The sequence below is a fragment of the Nereida sp. MMG025 genome (assembly GCF_021654165.1).
In the GTDB taxonomy this organism is placed as follows: domain Bacteria; phylum Pseudomonadota; class Alphaproteobacteria; order Rhodobacterales; family Rhodobacteraceae; genus Nereida.
Map to the genome: position 1 here is coordinate 716,276 of NZ_JAKFZN010000001.1, position 18,606 is coordinate 734,881.

An 18,606-nucleotide genomic window follows, 5' to 3' on the forward strand; every position below is an offset into this window, starting at 1 on the left:
GAACGGTGCATTGTCGCGCCAAATTGGTTGGGGTGATTTCGAGACAATGGAAAAGACGATGCGTCAGTTGATTTGTGCCATATTTATCTGGTTTGGCGTCGCATTTGCGCCTCTTACCACGGCGACACCGGCACAGGCCCAGGCCCAGGAAACCGTTTGGCTGCAAATCGAAGCGCAGCCATCGCTGACACAGGCGCAAGACCGGATCCGGGATTACGCGCAGGATTTCACCAATATTGCAGGGTTTGATCTGGGGTCGGGGTGGTACGGGATTGTCTTGGGCCCCTACGACGCCAGCGAGGCCCGCACGGTCTTGCGCCAGTTGCGCCGTGATCGCCGTATCCCAAGCGACAGTTTTGTGCAGTTTCCCAACCGTTTGCGCAGCCAATTCTGGCCCGTCGGCGCGGCCTTGCCCCCTGCTCCTGTAGAAGATGCGCAAACCGACGTGCCGCAAACGGCACAGGCGCAGCCAGAACCTGAGCCGGAGCCAGAAGAACCCGCCGCGCCTGTCTACGTCCCCGACGAAACCCGCGCAGAGGCGTTACGCTCGGAACAACAAATGAGTGTTGAACAAAAGAAAGACCTTCAGCGCGCGCTGGCATGGGCCGGAAAATATGAAGCCGCAATTGATGGCGTTTATGGCCGTGGCACGCGCGGGGCGATGGCCGCCTGGCAAACGCGCAAGGGCTACCCCGATACGGGCATTTTAACGAGCGCCCAACGCGCCGAGGCGCTGGCAGACTGGAACGCTGTCTTTGAAGGTTTGGGCTTTGCTGTCTTGCGCGAACCCGATGCAGGGCTGGAAATGGACCTGCCCCTTTCGATTGTGACCTTTGACCGCTACACCCCGCCGTTTGTGCGGTTTGAGCCGACGGGCGCGATTGAACAGGCCCGCGTGCTGATGATCAGCCAAGCGGGTGGGCGTGATGCGTTGGCGGGGCTTTATGACATTCTGCAAACGCTTGAGGTTGTGCCCCTTGAAGGGCCGCGCAGCCTCCGTGGGGACCGCTTTGAAATCGAGGGGCGTAGCGCGGATTTTGTCAGCTACACCTTTGCGCAGACCCGCAATGACGAGATCAAAGGCTACATGCTGTTGTGGCCCAACGGCGATGAAGACCGCCGCGCCCGCGTGCTTGAGCGCATGCAAGCAGGCTTTACCCCTATTCCCGGCACGCTTGATCCATCCGCAGGCGACCCGTCTGAACAGGCCGTGGATTTGTTGTCCGGTCTTGAACTGCGCAAACCCAAACGCAGCAGATCAGGATTTTTTGTGGATGGCGCGGGCACTGTCGTCACCCATGCAGAGACCGTGGCGCAATGTACGCGCTTGACGATTGACGGCTTGCATGATGCCGAAGTTCTGAACCTTGATCTGGATGCGGGCATTGCGGTGCTGCGCCCCAAAGACACATTGGCCCCCGACAGCTTTGCCCGCTTCGCGGTTGAGCCTGCTCAACTGGGCAGCGAAATTGCGGTCGCAGGCTATCCCTATGGCGGTGTTTTGCGCGCGCCGACGCTGACGTTTGGCAGGCTTGCGGATTTACGGGGCTTGCAAGGCGAAGAAGAGTTGGACCGTCTGGATCTGACCAGCGCCGAAGGCGATGTCGGAGGCCCCGTTGTGGGGCGTGACGGGGCTGTGCTTGGCATGTTGATCCCACCGCCTGTCATCGGGGCACAGGCCTTCCCGCCCGAAGTGCAATTCACGCTGGACAGCGCCAGCCTGCAGACCGCATTGGACAAGGCTGGTGTAACAACCCAGACCCAACCCTCTGGCACGCGCATCTTGGCCGAAGACCTCACGCTGCGGACACGCGCATTTACTGTGCTGGTTCAGTGTTGGGACTAATCGTCTAGGATGGCTGGCGTCACGTGGATCAACGTGGGTTTGTCGGCCTCGAAGGCCGTTTGAACTGCATCCACTAAAGCCAAAAGCGATGTGGGTTTGGCTGCGTTTGCACCATACGCCTGTGCCAATTTGCAAAAATCGGGGTTATGCGCCTGCACGGCATGCGGGGCGATTTGCGCCCGGGTCATGCTGTCTTCGATCTCTTGCAGCTTGTCATTGTCCCAAAGGATGATCGGCAGGTTCAGGCCAAGTTCAACGGCTGTTCCCAGTTCTTGCACTGTGTATTGAAACCCGTAGTCACCGATGATCGTCAAGGTGGGTTTGCCCCCACGCGCCACAGAACCGCCGATTGCGGCAGGTGTGGCATAGCCAAGTGTGCCAAAACCCGTGGGGTGATGCCAGTGACCTGACTGCTCCATGTCCCACACCTCTTTGGCGACATAGGCAAATTGGGTCATATCGGAATAAATCATCGTATCTTTGGGCACAGCTGCCCGTAGCGCATCGCAGATCGGCACAATGCCACTGCGTTCCGCATCCACCTCGCTGCGCCACCGTTGCCGCGTTTGAGCGATCTCGCCCGCGGCCCATTTGGGCGGCGTTATCTGTGGCAGGGCAGCACCAAGCGCCATCACCACCTGCGTGGCATCGGCCTGCAGCTGTGTTGTTGTGCCTATTTTTTGCGCAAGCACCCCGGGATCAATATCCACGCGCACAAGCGGGCAATCATGGCCCAAATCGGGGCGCCATAAATCGCACTCCGAAAGCTCTGATCCAAACACCACAACAAGATCGGCTTTGGCAAAAACCTCTGCGCTGCTTGGTCGGGCCAGATATGCGCCAAATGCCATAGGATCATCACAAGCCAACAGCCCGCGACCGGCGTAAGTGGTGAAGGCAGCCGCACCGCTGCGTCGCAAAAGCGCGCGCACAGGGTCTTCAAGGCGAATACCGTTTTTCGCAGGAATACAGCCCCCACCAAAAACGAACAGCGGCTTGGCGGCTGCTTTGATTTGGTTGGCAAGGTCATGGATCACACTATCGCGCACCGTATGCACGCTGTGCGCTACATGCGCATTCGGGGCTGGTGGTGACGGCGCATCAGCCTGCAAAACCGAGATCGGCACCGTGATATGTTTGGGCCGCGCGCGTCCTGCTTCAAACTCGGCGAATGCGCGGTCAATCAATGCGTAGGCGGCATCCGCATGTCTTGCTGTAACCGACCAGTCACAAACCGTGCTGGCCGCACCTTCCTGATCCTTCATCTGGTGCAACTGACCTTTGGTTGCTGCGGTTTCGTCCAAGCAACTGGAGATCACCAGCATCGGAACGCTATCTGAATAGGCCTGCCCCATCGGGGTCATGATGTTGCACAGACCCGGCCCCGTAATGACATAGGCAACCCCGACCCGGCCTGTTGCCCGCGCATACCCATCGGCCATAAAACCCGCGCCTTGCTCATGACGGGCCAAAACATGCGTTATGCCTGCTTCGTTAATCCCGCGATACATTTCCTGATTATGCACACCGGGAATTCCGAAAATCGTATCGACCCCGCGCGCGGCCAGCATATGTGAAATTTGCGCACCAAGCGGACGTTTGGCCATGCCTACTCTCTCCAAAAACGGATGGTCAAAAGCACAAAGACCACCACCAATTCCAGCCGTCCGATCAACATCGCGAAGGTCATCACCCATTTGGCCGTATCATTCACGGTTGCGTAGTTTCCAGCCGGTCCAATCACATCGCCCAAACCCGGCCCAATATTTGCAAGTGTCGCGGCGGCGCCTGAAACGGAAGTCACAAAATCCAGCCCCGTCATCCCCAAAAGAACTGCGATGATCCCAAGTGTCACGATGAACAGCATGAAAAATGCCATCACAGAATTGACGACCTCTTCGCTGATACTGCGCCCTTCATAGCGCGGGGTGAAAACACCGTGAGGCGAATGGATCTGGTTGATCTGCGCGCGCACCGAGGCAAAGAGCAGCTGAAAGCGGAATATCTTGATCGAACAGGTGGTCGACCCCGCACATCCGCCAATAAGGCCCATCAGAAAAAACAGCGAAATCGCAAAACTGCCCCATTCCATATAATCGGTGCTGGCATAGCCCGTGCCCGTCAGAATTGATGTGGTGTTGAAAATGGCTTGGCGAAACGCCTGTTCTGACAGGCCATCGCGCACCCAAAGCCAAACGACCATCGCGGCCGCAATCACACATAGCGTCATTAGAAACGAGCGCACTTGGCTGTCGCGCAGCAAGGCGCTGTTGTCGCCCGCCACGATCTGCACATAGCGCACAAATGGCAGGGCCGCGGCCAACATAAAGATGACGGCCACATATTCCGCAGCAGGTGGCAGCGCCCCGAAAGAGGCGTCATGATTGGAAAAGCCCCCGGTTGAAACCGTTGTCATGGCGTGGATCACCGCATCATAGGTGCGCAAACCAGAGGCAAGATAGGCCACAATCGCAGCCGCTGTGATCCCGATGTAGATGGTTGAGATACTTCGCGAAATCTCGGTTGCGCGCGGCAGGATTTTACCGAAAGTGTCAAAGCCTTCGGAGCGGAAAATCTGCATGCCCCCGACCTTCAATTCCGGCAAGAATACCATCGCCACGACGATAATCCCCACGCCGCCAAGCCACTGCAGGATCGCACGCCACAGATTTATCCCTTGCGGCAACCCGTCGAGGCCTGAAAACACGGTTGCCCCTGTTGTGGTCAAACCTGACATCGCTTCGAAAAACGCGTCTGTGAAACTGGCCTCTGTCGCGCCAAGCATGAACGGCAACGCACCAAAGATCGGCAGCGCCACCCAAACACCTGTGGTCAGGATAAAGGTCTGTTGGATCGTGAGGCCTTTGCCGCCGCTGTTTGAACAGGCCAATGAAACAAGCCCGCCCGTGAAAACGGTAATGATTGCCGCTTCCAGAAAGATCATCCAGTGGGGATCACCCTGCATGAAATCCGCCGCCATCGGGATGATCATCATCGCCCCCAAGGCGGCCACCAAAAGGCCGATTACATATCCCACTGGGCGCATGTCAAACATGGGGTAAGGCTTGGCCTGCGCCACCTGCGGTGTCAAGCGAGCAGAAGGTTTTGCATCCCCAAGGCCGCCACCGCACAGATGACCAAAGTCACGCCAATCCCCTGCTTGAACACAAAGAGCAAAAGCGCAGACATGGCAATCAGCGCCAAGACTTGGGGGGATGCACTGGTCCAATCGGCCGACCACAGGCGCAACGGGCCAAGGCTTTTTTGCTCAAGACCTGCAAACACCACATGCAGGGCAAACCATAGGGCAAGGTTTGCAATCACACCAACCACCGCGGCGGTGATCCCTGACAGCGCACCGCGCAAGCGCGGATTGGCACTGATGGCGTCCACATACGGCGCACCTGCAAATATCCATAAAAAACACGGGACAAACGTGGCCCAAAGCGTGACGCCAACCGCGGCCAAGGCCATCGCGACCCCGCCTGAGTTGAACCCACCCATGAAGCCTACGAATTGCGTCACAAGGATCAACGGGCCGGGCGTTGTTTCGGCAAGCCCCAAACCGTCGATCATTTGTGACGCGTCAAGCCAGCCCTGCGTTTCAACGGCGACCTGCCCCATGTAGGCCAGAAGCGCATAGGCGCCCCCAAAGCTGACGACCGCAAGGTTTGAGAAAAACAGAGCCATGTCCGACAAAATACCGTCGGGCATGACACCGATGATCAGCAAAAGTGGCGCCCACCAAAGAAAGAGCCAAATAGCAGTTGTGCGCAGAGTTGTTCTCCATGCCACAGCGGTGGTTGATGCCACATGCGGCGACGCTGATCCCATGCGCAGGGTTGCGCCATAGATCGCGGCCACGCCCACAATCAAAGGAAAGGGCACGCCGAAAAAGAACAGCGCCGCAAAGGACAGTCCCGCAAGAACCCACGCGCTTGTTGCTGTCAACGCTTTGCGTGAAATTTTGATCAACGCTTGCACAACAATCGCCAGAACCGCCGCTTTGATGCCCAAAAACAGGGACTGCACCAGCGGGACCGATCCGAACGAAACGTAGAGAAGGCTCAGAAAAAGAACGACAATCGCCCCAGGCAATACAAACAGACACCCTGCCAGCAAGCCCGCCCACGTGCCTTTGAGCTTCCAGCCTGTGTAGGTTGCCAGCTGCATGGCTTCTGGTCCCGGGAGGAGTGTGCAAAATCCAAGCCCGTTTAGAAACGCAGTTTCCGATAGCCAGCCTTTGCGCTCCACAATCTCGCGGTGCATCAACGCGATTTGCGCCGCGGGACCGCCAAACGATAAAAGACCGATCTTACCAAAGACCTGCCACAGTTCGCGCCAAGATGGGGGGGTGGGATGTTGCATACATGCAGATGTGACACAAAAAAAGGCGCGCCCCAAGGCACGCCTTTTGTTCAGAGCATATCTACATCTCTACCCGACGTGGAACAGAGTGTTGAAGAGCTTGGGATCAAGACTGTCAGACGCGAAGGTATCCCCTTCTGTCAGCACCGAGACCGCATCATGGCTATGCAGGCTTTCCTGATGACTGGCGATCACACGGAAATCGCCAACACGCGGATCAAGCTGCAATTGTTCACAGAACGAACGTGCTGCATCTTCCACAAAAATCGGGTTGGCCGCGTTCAGCTCTGCAAAGGCTTGTTCGTCCTCGCGTTTCACCATCACTTGGGTTTCGGTTGGCACAGCGGCGCGGGCCAGATCAACCAAATCCTCGAACCACATTTTGGGCGCTTGCGGGTCAATCACCAAAGACAGACGCGCGACTGAACGCTGCGAGTGCGGCGTGGCAAGCTGGCCACGGAATTGGCGCGCGTGCTCTGACAGCTCCAAAGAACACGGGCATGTGGACGAATAGACATAATCCAAGTGGATGATCTTTTTGCGCACGCCGTTCTGTTCGACCAGCTCAAGCGCGATGTCATAATACTGATAGCCCGAAAGCCCCGAACGCAGGCTGTCCACCTTCATCGGGAAGCTGAAGCGCATTTGGATACGGGCGTCAAAGCTCTCAAGATCGGTTTTATAGGCATCCAATGCACGTTCAATCACGTCAAAGCTGAACGTCTCTTCGGCGTGTTTGTAGAAGGTGCGCATGATGCGCGACATGTTGATGCCCTTCTTTTCCGCCTCAAGACTGACTGTGCCGGTGATCGATGTTTCCAGCGTCAGATCGCCGTTGTCACGTGTGTGAAAGCGGATCGGTAGGCGGAAGTTGCTGATGCCAACATGTTGGATCTGCTGCTTTGCGCCGCGGATCAGGCTGGAGGGACCGTTTTGCAGGTCCGGCATGGACGCCTTATATCCTGCGTCCACCTCGAAATCCTCTGGGTAGGCGCGGGCCAAAGCGGGGTAATTGCTGACCTCGCGGCCCGGGATCAGACGGGCGACCAAGGGATCAAGGTCCGCAACCTCAACTTCTGTTGCCTGCCCCGCCCATTGGCGCAAGACGGCAAGTGCCTCTTCAGCCTCGCGGCGGCTAGGCTCACGGCTAAGATCGGTGGAATGAATGTTCATCTAAAGTCCCTCCCTTCATCGGTCGTCGGGCAACGCGAACAGATCACATATAGGCGCTCTGCCAAGTTTTACCACTTAATATACGACATATACGGCAGGGAGCCGACATTGGATCACACTTAAATGGCGTTAAGTGCACCCGACAGATCAGCCAGAAGGTCGTCGGCATCCTCTAACCCGATGCTGAGCCTGATCAAGCCATCGGTAATGCCAAGCACATCCTTCTGGTCTTGGGGGAGCCGTTGATGGGTGGTGAATGCGGGCGGTGTCGCAATCGACTTTGCATCACCCAAGTTATTGGAAATACTAAATATTTCCAACGCATTTAGCATTTTGAACGACGCATCACGCCCGCCGCTGACATCAATGGCCAAAATGGTGCCGCCAGCGCCCATTTGATCCATACAGACCTTGTGCTGCGGGTGGCTTTCCAGCGCGGGGTAGATCACTTTTGCCAGTTTTTCATGCCCTTCAAGGGCTTTGGCCAGCTTCATCGCCGTCTGTGTCTGCGCGCGCACACGCAGATCAAGCGTTTCCAGCCCTTTAAGCAATGTCCACGCCGTAAAGGGCGACATCGCACCGCCCGTATGTTTCAGATAAGGTTCTACCGTTTTGCGGATGAAGTCCTTTGTGCCAAGGATCACGCCACCCAAAACGCGGCCCTGCCCGTCGATATGTTTGGTGGCCGAATAGATGACCACATCAACGCCTTGTTCGATTGCTTTGGAATAGACTGGGGTGGCAAACACATTGTCGGCCACGACAATGGCATCAACCGCATGGGCCAGATCGCAAACGGCCTTTACATTAATCACTTCCAGCGTGGGATTGCTGATCGTTTCAAAGAAAACCACGGATGTGTCGGGGCGGATTGCGGCCCTCCAGGCGGCCAGATCGGTGCCATCCACCAAAGTGACCTCGACCCCGTAGCGCGGTAGGATTTCCTCAAGAATATAAAGGCATGAGCCGAACAAAGCGCGACTGGCAACAACGTGGTCCCCTGCTTTGAGGATCGAAACAAGCGCTCCATTGACAGCCGCCATGCCACTGGCGGTGGCAAACCCGTCCTCTGCCCCTTCGATTGCAGAGATGCGCTCTTCGAACATCCGCACGGTCGGGTTGCCATAGCGGGCGTAGATAAATTCATCCTCGCCCGCTTTGATGAAACGCGCTTCGGCATCTTCGGCAGTGGAATAGGCGAAACCCTGCGTCAGAAAAATCGCCTCTGACAATTCGCCATATTGGCTACGGCGCGTGCCTGCATGAACGGCTTTCGTGCGGGGGTGGTGATCGGTCATCTGTGTATCGTCCTTGTCGGGTCAAAACCCAAAAATAAAGCCCCACCGGTCAAGGCGGGGCTGCAAAGCGACCCTCCCCTCTTTAGCGGCATGTTTAACGTGGCCCGCAATCCGGTAACAAATCGCCACATCCTTGCAATACGCCCGTTGCCCATCAGGGTCAAGCGCGTCAGACTGGCGCAAAATGCCAACGGAGTGCGCAATGACCAATCCTATCGATCTGTACTTTTGGCCCACGCCAAACGGCTGGAAGATCACTGTCGCACTTGAGGAAATGGGGCTGCCCTACACCGTCCACAAAGTTGATATCGGTGCAGGTGACCAACACAAACCCGCGTTTCTTGCGATTTCACCAAACAACCGCATGCCTGCCATTACCGATCCCGACGGGCCAGATGGCGCGCCTGTCAGCATTTTTGAAAGCGGCGCGATCTTGCAATATCTGGCACGTAAAACAGGGCAGTTTTGCGGGGGCACAGAACGACAGCGCATTGCCGTGGATCAGTGGTTGATGTGGCAAATGGGCGGGCTCGGGCCCATGGCAGGACAGGCCCATCACTTTTTGAAATACGCCCCAGTGATGGATCCGCCCCAAGATATTCCTTACGCAAAAGACCGTTACAGATCCGAGACTGCGCGGCTTTACGGTGTTCTGGATCGGCAGCTTGCGGAAAACGAATTTGTCGCGGGTGACTTTTATTCCATCGCAGACATGGCGATTTGGGGATGGGCGTCGCTTTGGGAAGGCCAGCAACAGACCTTAGACGACAAGCCCAATATGGCACGCTGGCTTGATCTGATGGCGGCGCGCCCTGCCGTTCAGCGCGGTCGGGCCGTTCTTGCTGATCTCAGGAAGGAACCGCCGAAACCCAAAACGTAAGGTGGATCGCAATCCAGCTTACTTCTCCTCTGTCTCCATATATTTCTGGAGCGCGATGATCTGCACCCAAAGGAAAACAAATAAGGCTGCGGGGAATGCGAAGGTTTCAATCTTGACCCATGCGTCTGTCGACATGGTGCGCCAGACAACCTCATTGGCGATGGCAAGGACCGCAAACGCAAGCGTCAGACGTTTGGTCAGGATCATCCATCCTTCATCCGCCATTGGCAACGCGTCTGACAAGACGTAGGCCAGATAGCTGCGCCCTTGAAGCAGGCCAATCCCAAGGATGACAGCAAAAACACCGTAGACAATAGTTGTCTTCATTTTGAAAAACGTCTCGTCGTTGAACCAGGCAGTCAGCCCGCCAAAGAAGATTACCATAAACGCGGTAAAGACCTGCATCCGCGACAGTTTTCCCGTCAACGCCCATAGAACGCCCATTGCGATCAGCAGAATGGGGATAAAGACCAACGCCGCAACGATAAAGCCCGTGTAGTCTGTGCCTGCGATCGTGAAGGTGTCGTCTTTGATCCGAAGATAGATCAGAAAGAACGCCAAGGTCGGTCCCAGTTCCAGAACCTGTTTCAACACGGGATTGATCTGTTTTTCTGCCATGGCCTAACCTCCCACCTCGACGATGACTGCCCCTAACGCAATCAGGGCCATAAGCGCAATGCGCCGCGGGCCAACCGTTTCTTTCAACACCAGCCAGCCAATGAAAGCTGCAAAAACGGTCGAGGTTTCGCGCAGCACAGCCGCTTCGCCCACTTTGTCGAGCCGTGTGGCCAACATGATCGAACCGAAACTGGCAAAAGCAATGATCCCGCCGATGACACCGCGCAACGCAAGGGGCGGCAAAACAGGTTTATCAACCAGACGAAGATAGTGCCACGTGGCAAAGACAGGCATGACGATGCCGTCAATCATGAAAAACCATGCCAGAAACGTGAAAGGGTCGGCCGTGGCGCGAATGCCAAAGGCGTCATAGGTCGTGTAAAGTGCCACAAAGAACCCTGTGAAAACAGCCAGTCCCAACGCGGGGACAAGCGTGTCGCGATCCACCTCGATCTTCCAAAGGTTATAGGCGGCAAGCCCGAAAATCCCCATCAACAAAACAGCCACGCCAGCCCATTGGGTTAGGGTAAAGACCTCATCAAAAATCAGATAGGCGCCGATCACAGCAAAAAGCGGCCCCGTGCCGCGGACCACAGGGTAGACCACCGTATAGGCCCCTTTGGTATAGGCCCAGGCCTGCAAGAATTTGTAAGGTGTGTGGATCAACAAGACGCCTGCAAAGATCAGCCACATATGCGGCTCGGGCCAAGGCACCACGAACAATGCGAAAGGCGCGGCCATCAACCCGTAACTGGCATCAATCGCGCCGCGCGACAGCCACGGATCATGCCGTCCTTTTTGCAACGCCCCGAAAACCGCATGCAGAAACGCAGCACTGATCGCCAGAATGAGCGCAACACGGTGACCCTCTGCCGTGCCCTCCAAAGAGATGAGCCACTCGCTCATACCTGCGCCGCACCCCGCTTTGGTGACGAGGTGCTAGCCATTGGACCCAGTCAGCGCCTGCGCAAAGTCTTCGGGATCAAATGGCGCCAAATCATCGATCTGTTCACCCACGCCAATGGCGTGAATGGGCAGCCCGAATTTATCGGCCAAAGCAACCAGAACACCGCCCTTGGCCGTGCCATCAAGTTTTGTCATCACAAGGCCAGACACATCTGCCAGTTTTTGGAAAGTCTCGACCTGACTAAGTGCGTTTTGGCCCGTGGTCGCATCCAGCACCAAAAGGGTATTATGCGGCGCGTCGGGGTCTTTCTTGCGAATGACACGCACAATTTTTGACAGCTCTTCCATCAGATCCGCACGGTTTTGCAGACGGCCTGCTGTATCTATCATCAAAAGATCCGCGCCATCGGCCTCGGCTTTGGTCATCGCATCAAAGGCCAATGAGGCCGGATCAGACCCTTCGGGCGCGGTCAGAACCGGAACGCCCGCCCGGTCCCCCCAGACCTGCAACTGCTCAACCGCGGCCGCGCGGAAGGTATCGCCTGCGGCAATCACGACCTTCTTGCCCGCGTTTTGAAACTGCAGCGCAAGCTTGCCGATCGTTGTGGTTTTGCCCGATCCGTTGACGCCCACAACCAGCACCACTTGCGGTGTTTTAGCATAAATCGGCATGGGTTTGGCCACGGGCTCCATAATGCGTGCCACCTCTTGTGACAGGATGGATTTGATTTCGGCGGTCGACAGCTTTTTGCCAAATCGTCCTTCGGCCATGTTCGCAGTGACCCGCAACGCTGTATCGACCCCCATATCCGAGGCGATCAGAAGCTCTTCAAGCTGCTCAAGCATGTCGTCGTCAAGGACGCGGCGCACGACTGTCTTGGCTGGCTCGGTTGGCTTGTCTTCACCCGACGCAGAACCGCGACCGAACATGCGCCCCAAAAGTCCGACCTTCGGAGCCTCTTGCACGGCGGGTTCGGGTTCGGGTTCGGGTTCGGGTTCGGGTTCGGGTTCGGGTTCGGGTTCGGGTTCGGGTTCGGGTTCGGGTTCGGGTTCGGGTTCGGGTTCGGGAAGCGGCTGCGCGACATTTATATCAGCGTCAACCGCATCCTGAACCGCTTGGACCACATCTTCCGCCTCGCCAAACTCGACGATCTCATCCACCACATCCGCAACAATCGGCTCTGGCTCTGGCTCTGGCTCTGGCTCTGGCTCTGGCTCTGGCTCTGGCTCTGGCTCTGGCTCTGGCTCTGGCTCTGGCTCTGGCTCTGGCTCTGGAAGAGCATCTTGCACAGCGGTTTGCTCTTGCAAGGGCGGCTCGCCGCCTTCGTCCACTTCTCCGCCGTCTTCAACGATTGCATCCAATCCTTCCTCAAGTTTTGAGGATGACTTGAACAGCTTGGTTTTTAGTTTTTTGAAAAAGGACAAAGAGGTTCTCCGACATGTCTTGATCCATCATCTAACCTTTTGGCACAGGGTTTGAAAGATGCGTGATTGACTTGTCCGCCACCTTGCAGCACCCAAGAAAGATGCGCTGGTTTGTTGCCTTGATGTTTTTTTTGTCCTCCCCGCTTCTGGCGGAACCGCCAGATCGTGCCTGCACTACCCAAAAATGGGGGCACAAAATTTGTATCCGTAATGCGCATTTTGCATATGATACCTGCTCTGCGATCGATCATCTGGCGCAACGCCATGGGTTGAACCGTGATTTTTTCGCGCGTCTGATTTGGCAGGAAAGCCGCTTTAATCCTAACGCTCTGAGCCACGCCAACGCACGTGGCATTGCGCAATTCATCCCCTCGACGGCGCATTTGCGCGGTTTGCAAAACCCCTACAATCCTGCCGATGCCTTGGATCATTCCGCGCAGTATCTTGCTGAAATGGTGGCCAAATACGGCAACGAAGGGATGGCCGCGATCGGATACAATGGCGGCGAGGCACGTGCAGAAGGGTTTTTGGACGGCAAAGGCCTTGCGCCCGAAACCGTAAACTATGTGCCAATCATCACAGGGTTGCCTGCCGAAGCCTGGCGCGATGGCCAGCCCAAAACGATCGACCTGAGACTGTCAAAGGACAAAGCGTTTTTGCCCGCGTGCTTGGACATGGCCAAGGGGCGTGCCTACACCAAGCTGGCCCCGCCGAAACCCTCCCTTCGCCCTTGGGGTGTTCAGCTGGCCTTCGGGCCCAACAAATCCGTGGCGCGCGCCAGTTACAAACGCAAAACAGCGCGCTGCCGCAGCACGGTCGCATCGGAACAACTGGATTTGGTGTACAAACGCGCAGGCGGCAACGGGCGCAAAGGCTACTACATGGCGCGTATCAGCCGCAACAGTCGCAGTGGCGCTGATGCGCTTTGCCGAAAACTGGCGCGCGCTGGCTGCACCTGCCGCGTGTATCGCAATTAGCCTGTGGCCTTAACCAAGCCGCTGCGATCATATCTCGTCCGCAAAGTGCTTGATCGTCAGGCGTATGGGGTTGGGTGCCGCCTGTCCCAGACCGCAGATTGATGCGTCTACCATCGCTTGGCTCACATCTTCCAACAATTCCTGATCCCACGTGTCGGCCTGCATCAACTTAACCGCTTTTTCACAGCCCACGCGGCACGGCGTGCATTGACCACAGCTTTCGTCCTCGAAAAACCGCAGCATGTTCAACGCCGCATCGCGCGCGCGATCTTTGTCCGACAACACAACAACAGCAGCAGAACCGATGAAAGTGTCATGCGGTTGAAGCGTATCAAAATCCAAAGGCACATCATCAATCGAAGCTGGCAAAAGACCCGATGAAGGGCCACCGGGTTGATAGGCTTTAAAGTCATGGCCTTGCGCCATTCCGCCCGCCGCCGCGATAATATCGCGGATGGTGGAGCCCGATGGCAGCAGATACACCCCCGGCTTGGCCACGCGGCCTGAAACGGAATAGCTGCGCAGGCCGATGCGTCCGTTTTTCTGTACACTGGACAGAATTTCAGGACCCTCGCGGCAGATCCTCGCAACCCAATGAAGTGTTTCGACATTATGGACCAACGTAGGTTGGCCAAAAAGACCCACTTGCGCAACATAGGGAGGGCGGTGGCGCGGCATGCCCCGCTTGCCTTCTATGCTTTCGATCATCGCGGATTCTTCACCGCAGATATATGCACCCGCGCCGCGGCGCAGTTCGATGAACCCTTGGTCAACAATACCTGCATGTTCCAAAGCTGCGATTTCCATGGCAAGAATTTTCAATACAGCAGGATATTCATCGCGCATATAGATATAGGTTTTTTCCGCCTCGACCGCCCATGCGGCAATCAGCATACCTTCCAAAAACAAATGCGGCGTTCGTTCAAGGTGGTATCGGTCTTTGAATGTGCCGGGCTCTCCTTCGTCACCATTCACCGCCAAATAGCGGGGGCCTGCATTGGCGCGCACAAAGCTCCATTTCTTGCCAGATGGGAAACCAGCGCCACCCAAACCGCGCAGACCGCTAGACAGAATATCCTCTTGAACCTTTTCCCAATCACCCGCCTTTCGCAGCTTGGCCAGTATTTCATACCCGCCACCGTCGCGGTAGCGATCAAAAGTTTCATATTCCGGCACGGTCGCATGGATCTGGTTGCCTGCAATCGCGTCCTTCACTTTCTCGACTGTCGCGTGATCGATGTGATTATGCCCCAGTTCCAATGTCGGGGCCGTATCGCACCGCCCCATGCAGGGTGCGCGCAACACCCGCACCTGTGATGCGTCCAAACCGTCTTCCAGTGCGGCTTTCAGCTGCTGCGCTCCAGCCAACTCGCACGATAGGCTATCACACACCCGAATGGTCAGTGCGGGCGGCGGGGTTTCTCCCTCCTTCACCACATCAAAATGCGCGTAAAAGGTTGCAACTTCGTAAACTTCGGCCATCGAAAGCCGCATTTCTTCTGCCAATGCGCGCAAATGGGCTGCAGAAAGATGCCCAAACCTGTCTTGGATCAGGTGCAGAAATTCGATGAGCAGGTCTCGATCCCGCGCTTGATCGCCTAACAGTTCGCGTACCTCGGCCAAAGCAACATCATCAAGCTGACGTCCTTTTGTATGCCGTCTGCCTTTTCCTTTGCCCGATTTCCAAACACCTTTGCTTTGGTCTTCGTGATCAAATGCCATGTCGCGCTTCCCTGATTTGGCTTTGTGTCAGTTTAGCCAAACACGCTGGCGGCCCTAGGTGTAAAAACGACATTCCGAGGCGCATCACGGCTCTTTGTCCGAGCCGTTACATCGCAAACCGTGCGTATCGGAAACAGTTTGTTAAGCCTTATCGCGCTATAAAAGCACAAATTCACCGCAGGCCAATGGCGGACATGTGCTAATATCGTCGTCGAAAAAACGAAAGGTTCAGATGCTACCGCGCCGCGCCCCTTCACCTATGGTCCTGTTTTCCGCAGTGACATTAACCATTGTCGCGCTTTTGGCGGCAGGTGCGCTTTGGGGCGGGCTTTGGATATTGGGCGCCGCCGCTTACATGACGCTGGTGACCTTCGTGATGGATGAATTCATCGATTTTGCCGCGACCGATGCGCCAAAGGGCGCGGAATTCCCCCATCACGACCTGCTGTCTGTGATCCTAGGATTGGCACATTTTATGCTGCTCGGTTTAGGGATTGCCGCAATATCTGGTGCGACCGGGTTATCGACACTCGAAAAGATTGAGGTCTTTGTCGCGTTCGGATTGTTTTTCGGTCAGGTGTCAAATTCTAACGCACATGAGTTAATCCACCGTTCCAAACGTCCTTTGTTCAGCTTGGGCAAATGGATTTATATCAGCCTCCTTTTCGGCCATCACACAAGCGCGCACAGACATCTGCATCATCGGTTTGTCGGCACAAAAGAAGACCCGAATACCGCGCGTTTGGGCGAATCGTTTTACGTGTTTTTCTGGCGGGCATGGCGCCAGAGTTTCGTAAAAGGCTGGCGATTGGAGCAAGCCATCACCAAAATGGCCAGTCCCCCGCGCAAGACATATCGAAATCCGTATTATGACTACATCATTGGCGCAGCTGTATTGCTTGGTGTTTCGGCCGTGATTGGCGGGGCAACGGGGCCGTTGATCATGATCGCGTTTGCTTTGAACGCGCAGGTCCAGTTGATGCTGTCTGACTATGTCCAGCATTACGGTTTGACGCGGGCCTACCTGCCCTCGGGCAAGCTTGAACCGATCGCCGCGCATCATTCGTGGAACGCGCCACACTGGTTTTCCAGCGCGCTCATGCTCAATGCACCACGACATTCAGACCACCACGCGCATCCTGCAAAACCGTATAGCGAACTTCATATGCCATCCCAGACCGAGGCCCCGATTTTGCCACGCAGCCTTCCTGTCATGGCATGCCTTGCCCTCTATCCTGCATTCTGGCGCAAGGTCATGGACGACCGCGCGCGCGCGTGGTCGGCACAAACACATCAAACATCAAAAATCGCGGCGGAGTAGCGCCGTACTTCGCCGACAGGCTGGCAACAGCATTCGTTATTTGGCACAAAGGCAGTATGAAACAGCTGATTATTCTCGCGGGTTGCCTGATGCTGCCCCATGCCGCAAGCGCACAAACCCTGAGCGTGGAGGAATTTGAAGCCTATGTTTTGGGAAAAACCCTGTTCTACGGCGCTGAAGGCGAAGACCCCTATGGCGCAGAGCAATATCTGCCAAACCGTCGTGTGCGCTGGTCGTTTCTGGACGGGCGCTGTCTTGAGGGTGAGTACTATCAACAAGACGAGCAGATCTGCTTTGTTTATGAAGATGATCCAACAACGCACTGCTGGACGTTCGAAACGCGAGGCGGTGGTTTGGTCGCCACAATCGGTGACGAAGAAACATCCCCGCTTTACGAAATCACCAATAGCACAGACCGTTTGATGTGTTTGGGTCCAGATGTGGGCGTTTAACGCAAACCTTTAGAGCAAACTGCCTTGTTCAGGTGGCGATTGCTTGGGCTTTGCGGGCGCTTTGCGTGTCGCGGCGCCGAGCGGCAAAACACCATCGGCAAATTCGATTGCAAGATCAGCGGTGTTTTGCGCAACTGATTTACTGGTGATGACATCCCCGTCCTTGCCCTGACGGACGACCGCGTATCCACGTTTCAACGTTTCTTTATATCCCAAAGTTTCATGCAGTTTATCCAGCGCCGCCAGACGTTGCCTGCGGTTTGCGGCTTGCACCAGCTGACAGCGGTCAAGCCGTGTTGCCAACTGGGACACACTCTGGCGTTGCGCTTCAATCTCACGCGTCATCGCATCAACGCGTAACCGCGAGATTGCAGCCTCTAGCCGCGCTCGGGCCTGATCGGTCTGGCGTGCAAGGCCAGATGGCAAACGGTGTTCGACCGATCCCAGACGCTGGCCGTTGCGATCAAGCAGCCCGCGCAGCGCCGACGGACGAAGCCCGCCCGCGATGCGACCCAACACGATCTGTTTTTGCGCAACAAACGCGTTGAGCCCCCCGTCCAGCCGGGCGCTGGCCTGATCCAGCCGTTGCGATGCGGTCTCGGTCAGACGGTCCACGCGTGGAAGGGCGCGGGTCAGATCACGCAGCCGTTGCTGGCGCTGTGCGACGCCCGCGGCCAGTGCGCGGTTCAACCGCCCCCCCTGCTCGCTCGTCCATGCCAAAAGCTCTAGCCTCACAGGAACAGCCAGTTCGGCAGCAGCCGTGGGCGTCGGTGCGCGTTGATCTGAGACAAAATCAATCAAGGTCGTATCGGTTTCGTGCCCCACCGCCGAGATCAAGGGGATGGCACTGGCGGCCGCGGCCCGCGCCACCACCTCTTCATTAAAGCCCCAAAGGTCTTCGATGCTGCCGCCGCCTCGCGCCACGATCAGCAAATCGGGTCGCGGCAACGCGCCCCCCGGTGTCATGGCGTTAAAGCCCTCAATCGCGCGTGCGACTTCTGCCGCGCTATTGGCGCCTTGCACGGCAACGGGCCAGACCAGAACCTTGCGTGGAAAACGGTCGCGCAACCGGTGCAGAATGTCGCGGATCACAGCACCGGTTGGCGATGTGACCACACCGATGATTTCGGGCAAATAGGGCAGAGGTTTCTTGCGGGCCGGATCAAACAACCCTTCGGCGGCCAGTTTCTTTTTACGCTTTTCCAGCATCGCCATCAGCGCGCCTTCGCCCGCCACAGCCACGTCTTGCACATTCATTTGATATTTTGACTGACCGGGAAAAGTGGTCAGTCGGCCTGTCGCCACAATCTCCATCCCCTCTTCAGGGATGACCGCCAATTTCGCTACCTGCGCCTTCCAAGTGGTGCATCCTAAAACGGCACGGTCGTCTTTGATGTCGAAATACAGGTGTCCAGACCGCGCATGCATCACGCGACCCACCTCGCCTTTGACACGCACATGGGCAAACTCGCCCTCAATGGTGCGTTTTACCGCGCCGGAAATCTCGGACACGCTGAATTCGGGGGCGTTTTCGCCCTGACGCGGTTCGTCGATCAAATCCATAGGCCTGCTCGCTTGTGATTGGACTGACGCCACTTTAGAAGGCTGGCAACAAAAGGC

At 56.6% G+C, this 18,606-nt stretch carries 15 protein-coding genes and 1 riboswitch; of the genes, 5 read left to right on the plus strand and 10 right to left on the minus strand.

The genetic code is table 11. The features are described from left to right. Nucleotides 1-10 precede the first annotated feature (10 nt). Entirely contained in the window at nucleotides 11-1,846 is a 1,836-nt protein-coding gene (locus L1065_RS03465; RefSeq protein ID WP_237094044.1) for a trypsin-like peptidase domain-containing protein, read from the plus strand. Here L1065_RS03465 and L1065_RS03470 read toward each other — a convergent pair. The 5 genes from L1065_RS03470 to metZ all read right to left on the minus strand — a co-directional run bounded on the left by L1065_RS03470 (nucleotide 1,843) and on the right by metZ (nucleotide 8,685). Continuing rightward, nucleotides 1,843-3,417: a thiamine pyrophosphate-binding protein gene (locus tag L1065_RS03470; RefSeq protein ID WP_237094535.1), complete on the minus strand. Its 1,575-nt coding sequence runs from the start codon at nucleotides 3,415-3,417 to the stop codon at nucleotides 1,843-1,845. The two genes, L1065_RS03465 and L1065_RS03470, sit on opposite strands and share 4 nt — an antisense overlap. Before the next feature lie 38 nt (nucleotides 3,418-3,455). After that, nucleotides 3,456-4,901 carry a TrkH family potassium uptake protein gene (locus L1065_RS03475; RefSeq protein WP_237094045.1) on the minus strand — a complete coding sequence of 482 codons (1,446 nt, stop codon included), beginning with the start codon at nucleotides 4,899-4,901 and terminating at the stop codon, nucleotides 3,456-3,458. A 32-nt stretch (nucleotides 4,902-4,933) separates the two neighbouring features. Continuing rightward, the gene (chrA, locus tag L1065_RS03480) at nucleotides 4,934-6,214 is read right to left on the minus strand and encodes a chromate efflux transporter (RefSeq protein WP_237094046.1); all 1,281 of its coding nucleotides are present in this window, start codon (nucleotides 6,212-6,214) and stop codon (nucleotides 4,934-4,936) included. 69 nt (nucleotides 6,215-6,283) lie between these two features. After that, nucleotides 6,284-7,387 carry a GTP cyclohydrolase FolE2 gene (folE2, locus tag L1065_RS03485; protein ID WP_237094047.1) on the minus strand — a complete coding sequence of 368 codons (1,104 nt, stop codon included), beginning with the start codon at nucleotides 7,385-7,387 and terminating at the stop codon, nucleotides 6,284-6,286. Between the two features lie 119 nt (nucleotides 7,388-7,506). Further along, nucleotides 7,507-8,685 (minus strand): O-succinylhomoserine sulfhydrylase, encoded by a 1,179-nt coding sequence (metZ, locus tag L1065_RS03490; RefSeq protein WP_237094048.1) that lies wholly within the window; start codon nucleotides 8,683-8,685, stop codon nucleotides 7,507-7,509. Nucleotides 8,686-8,746: 61 nt separating this feature from the next. Further along, nucleotides 8,747-8,824: riboswitch (SAM riboswitch) on the minus strand. Between the two features lie 63 nt (nucleotides 8,825-8,887). On the opposite strand from metZ, the gene L1065_RS03495 reads away from it, so the two are divergent. Beyond that, nucleotides 8,888-9,565, plus strand: coding sequence for a glutathione S-transferase N-terminal domain-containing protein (locus tag L1065_RS03495; RefSeq protein WP_237094049.1), 678 nt, complete (start codon nucleotides 8,888-8,890; stop codon nucleotides 9,563-9,565). Nucleotides 9,566-9,583: 18 nt separating this feature from the next. Here L1065_RS03495 and L1065_RS03500 read toward each other — a convergent pair whose 3' ends face one another. From L1065_RS03500 to ftsY, 3 genes are read right to left on the minus strand one after another with little or no spacing between them, the layout of a single operon-like run. After that, the gene (locus L1065_RS03500; protein WP_237094050.1) at nucleotides 9,584-10,183 is read right to left on the minus strand and encodes an inner membrane-spanning protein YciB; all 600 of its coding nucleotides are present in this window, start codon (nucleotides 10,181-10,183) and stop codon (nucleotides 9,584-9,586) included. 3 nt (nucleotides 10,184-10,186) lie between these two features. Beyond that, nucleotides 10,187-11,089, minus strand: coding sequence for a DMT family transporter (locus L1065_RS03505; RefSeq protein ID WP_237094051.1), 903 nt, complete (start codon nucleotides 11,087-11,089; stop codon nucleotides 10,187-10,189). A gap of 33 nt (nucleotides 11,090-11,122) precedes the next feature. Further along, nucleotides 11,123-12,514: a signal recognition particle-docking protein FtsY gene (gene ftsY, locus L1065_RS03510; protein ID WP_237094052.1), complete on the minus strand. Its 1,392-nt coding sequence runs from the start codon at nucleotides 12,512-12,514 to the stop codon at nucleotides 11,123-11,125. Nucleotides 12,515-12,615: 101 nt separating this feature from the next. Here ftsY and L1065_RS03515 point away from each other — a divergent pair, with 101 nt between their 5' ends. Then, the gene (locus tag L1065_RS03515) at nucleotides 12,616-13,491 is read left to right on the plus strand and encodes a lytic transglycosylase domain-containing protein (protein ID WP_237094053.1); all 876 of its coding nucleotides are present in this window, start codon (nucleotides 12,616-12,618) and stop codon (nucleotides 13,489-13,491) included. A gap of 27 nt (nucleotides 13,492-13,518) precedes the next feature. On the opposite strand, the gene L1065_RS03520 is transcribed toward L1065_RS03515, so the two are convergent. Continuing rightward, complete coding sequence (locus tag L1065_RS03520) at nucleotides 13,519-15,213, minus strand: NAD(P)H-dependent oxidoreductase subunit E (RefSeq protein ID WP_237094054.1); 1,695 nt, start codon at nucleotides 15,211-15,213, stop codon at nucleotides 13,519-13,521. Between the two features lie 277 nt (nucleotides 15,214-15,490). Between L1065_RS03520 and L1065_RS03525 the strand changes: the two genes are divergently transcribed. Then, nucleotides 15,491-16,534, plus strand: coding sequence for an alkane 1-monooxygenase (locus L1065_RS03525; RefSeq protein WP_370641132.1), 1,044 nt, complete (start codon nucleotides 15,491-15,493; stop codon nucleotides 16,532-16,534). A 56-nt stretch (nucleotides 16,535-16,590) separates the two neighbouring features. Continuing rightward, nucleotides 16,591-16,986, plus strand: coding sequence for a hypothetical protein (locus tag L1065_RS03530; protein WP_237094056.1), 396 nt, complete (start codon nucleotides 16,591-16,593; stop codon nucleotides 16,984-16,986). Nucleotides 16,987-16,995: 9 nt separating this feature from the next. Here the strand turns inward: L1065_RS03530 and xseA are convergent, their stop codons facing one another. Beyond that, nucleotides 16,996-18,549 carry an exodeoxyribonuclease VII large subunit gene (xseA, locus tag L1065_RS03535; RefSeq protein WP_237094057.1) on the minus strand — a complete coding sequence of 518 codons (1,554 nt, stop codon included), beginning with the start codon at nucleotides 18,547-18,549 and terminating at the stop codon, nucleotides 16,996-16,998. Between the last annotated feature and the right edge of the window lie 57 nt (nucleotides 18,550-18,606).

Bases quoted from the DNA above. Each gene is read 5' to 3' on its own strand.
- L1065_RS03505 (WP_237094051.1), bottom strand. From the start codon at position 11,089: ATGAGCGAGTGGCTCATCTCTTTGGAGGGCACGGCAGAGGGTCACCGT.
- L1065_RS03530 (WP_237094056.1), top strand. From the start codon at position 16,591: ATGAAACAGCTGATTATTCTCGCGGGTTGCCTGATGCTGCCCCATGCC.
- metZ (WP_237094048.1), bottom strand. From the start codon at position 8,685: ATGACCGATCACCACCCCCGCACGAAAGCCGTTCATGCAGGCACGCGC.
- L1065_RS03500 (WP_237094050.1), bottom strand. From the start codon at position 10,183: ATGGCAGAAAAACAGATCAATCCCGTGTTGAAACAGGTTCTGGAACTG.
- xseA (WP_237094057.1), bottom strand. From the start codon at position 18,549: ATGGATTTGATCGACGAACCGCGTCAGGGCGAAAACGCCCCCGAATTC.
- L1065_RS03515 (WP_237094053.1), top strand. From the start codon at position 12,616: ATGCGCTGGTTTGTTGCCTTGATGTTTTTTTTGTCCTCCCCGCTTCTG.
- folE2 (WP_237094047.1), bottom strand. From the start codon at position 7,387: ATGAACATTCATTCCACCGATCTTAGCCGTGAGCCTAGCCGCCGCGAG.
- chrA (WP_237094046.1), bottom strand. From the start codon at position 6,214: ATGCAACATCCCACCCCCCCATCTTGGCGCGAACTGTGGCAGGTCTTT.
- L1065_RS03495 (WP_237094049.1), top strand. From the start codon at position 8,888: ATGACCAATCCTATCGATCTGTACTTTTGGCCCACGCCAAACGGCTGG.
- L1065_RS03520 (WP_237094054.1), bottom strand. From the start codon at position 15,213: ATGGCATTTGATCACGAAGACCAAAGCAAAGGTGTTTGGAAATCGGGC.
- L1065_RS03475 (WP_237094045.1), bottom strand. From the start codon at position 4,901: ATGTTTGACATGCGCCCAGTGGGATATGTAATCGGCCTTTTGGTGGCC.
- L1065_RS03470 (WP_237094535.1), bottom strand. From the start codon at position 3,417: ATGCTGGCCGCGCGCGGGGTCGATACGATTTTCGGAATTCCCGGTGTG.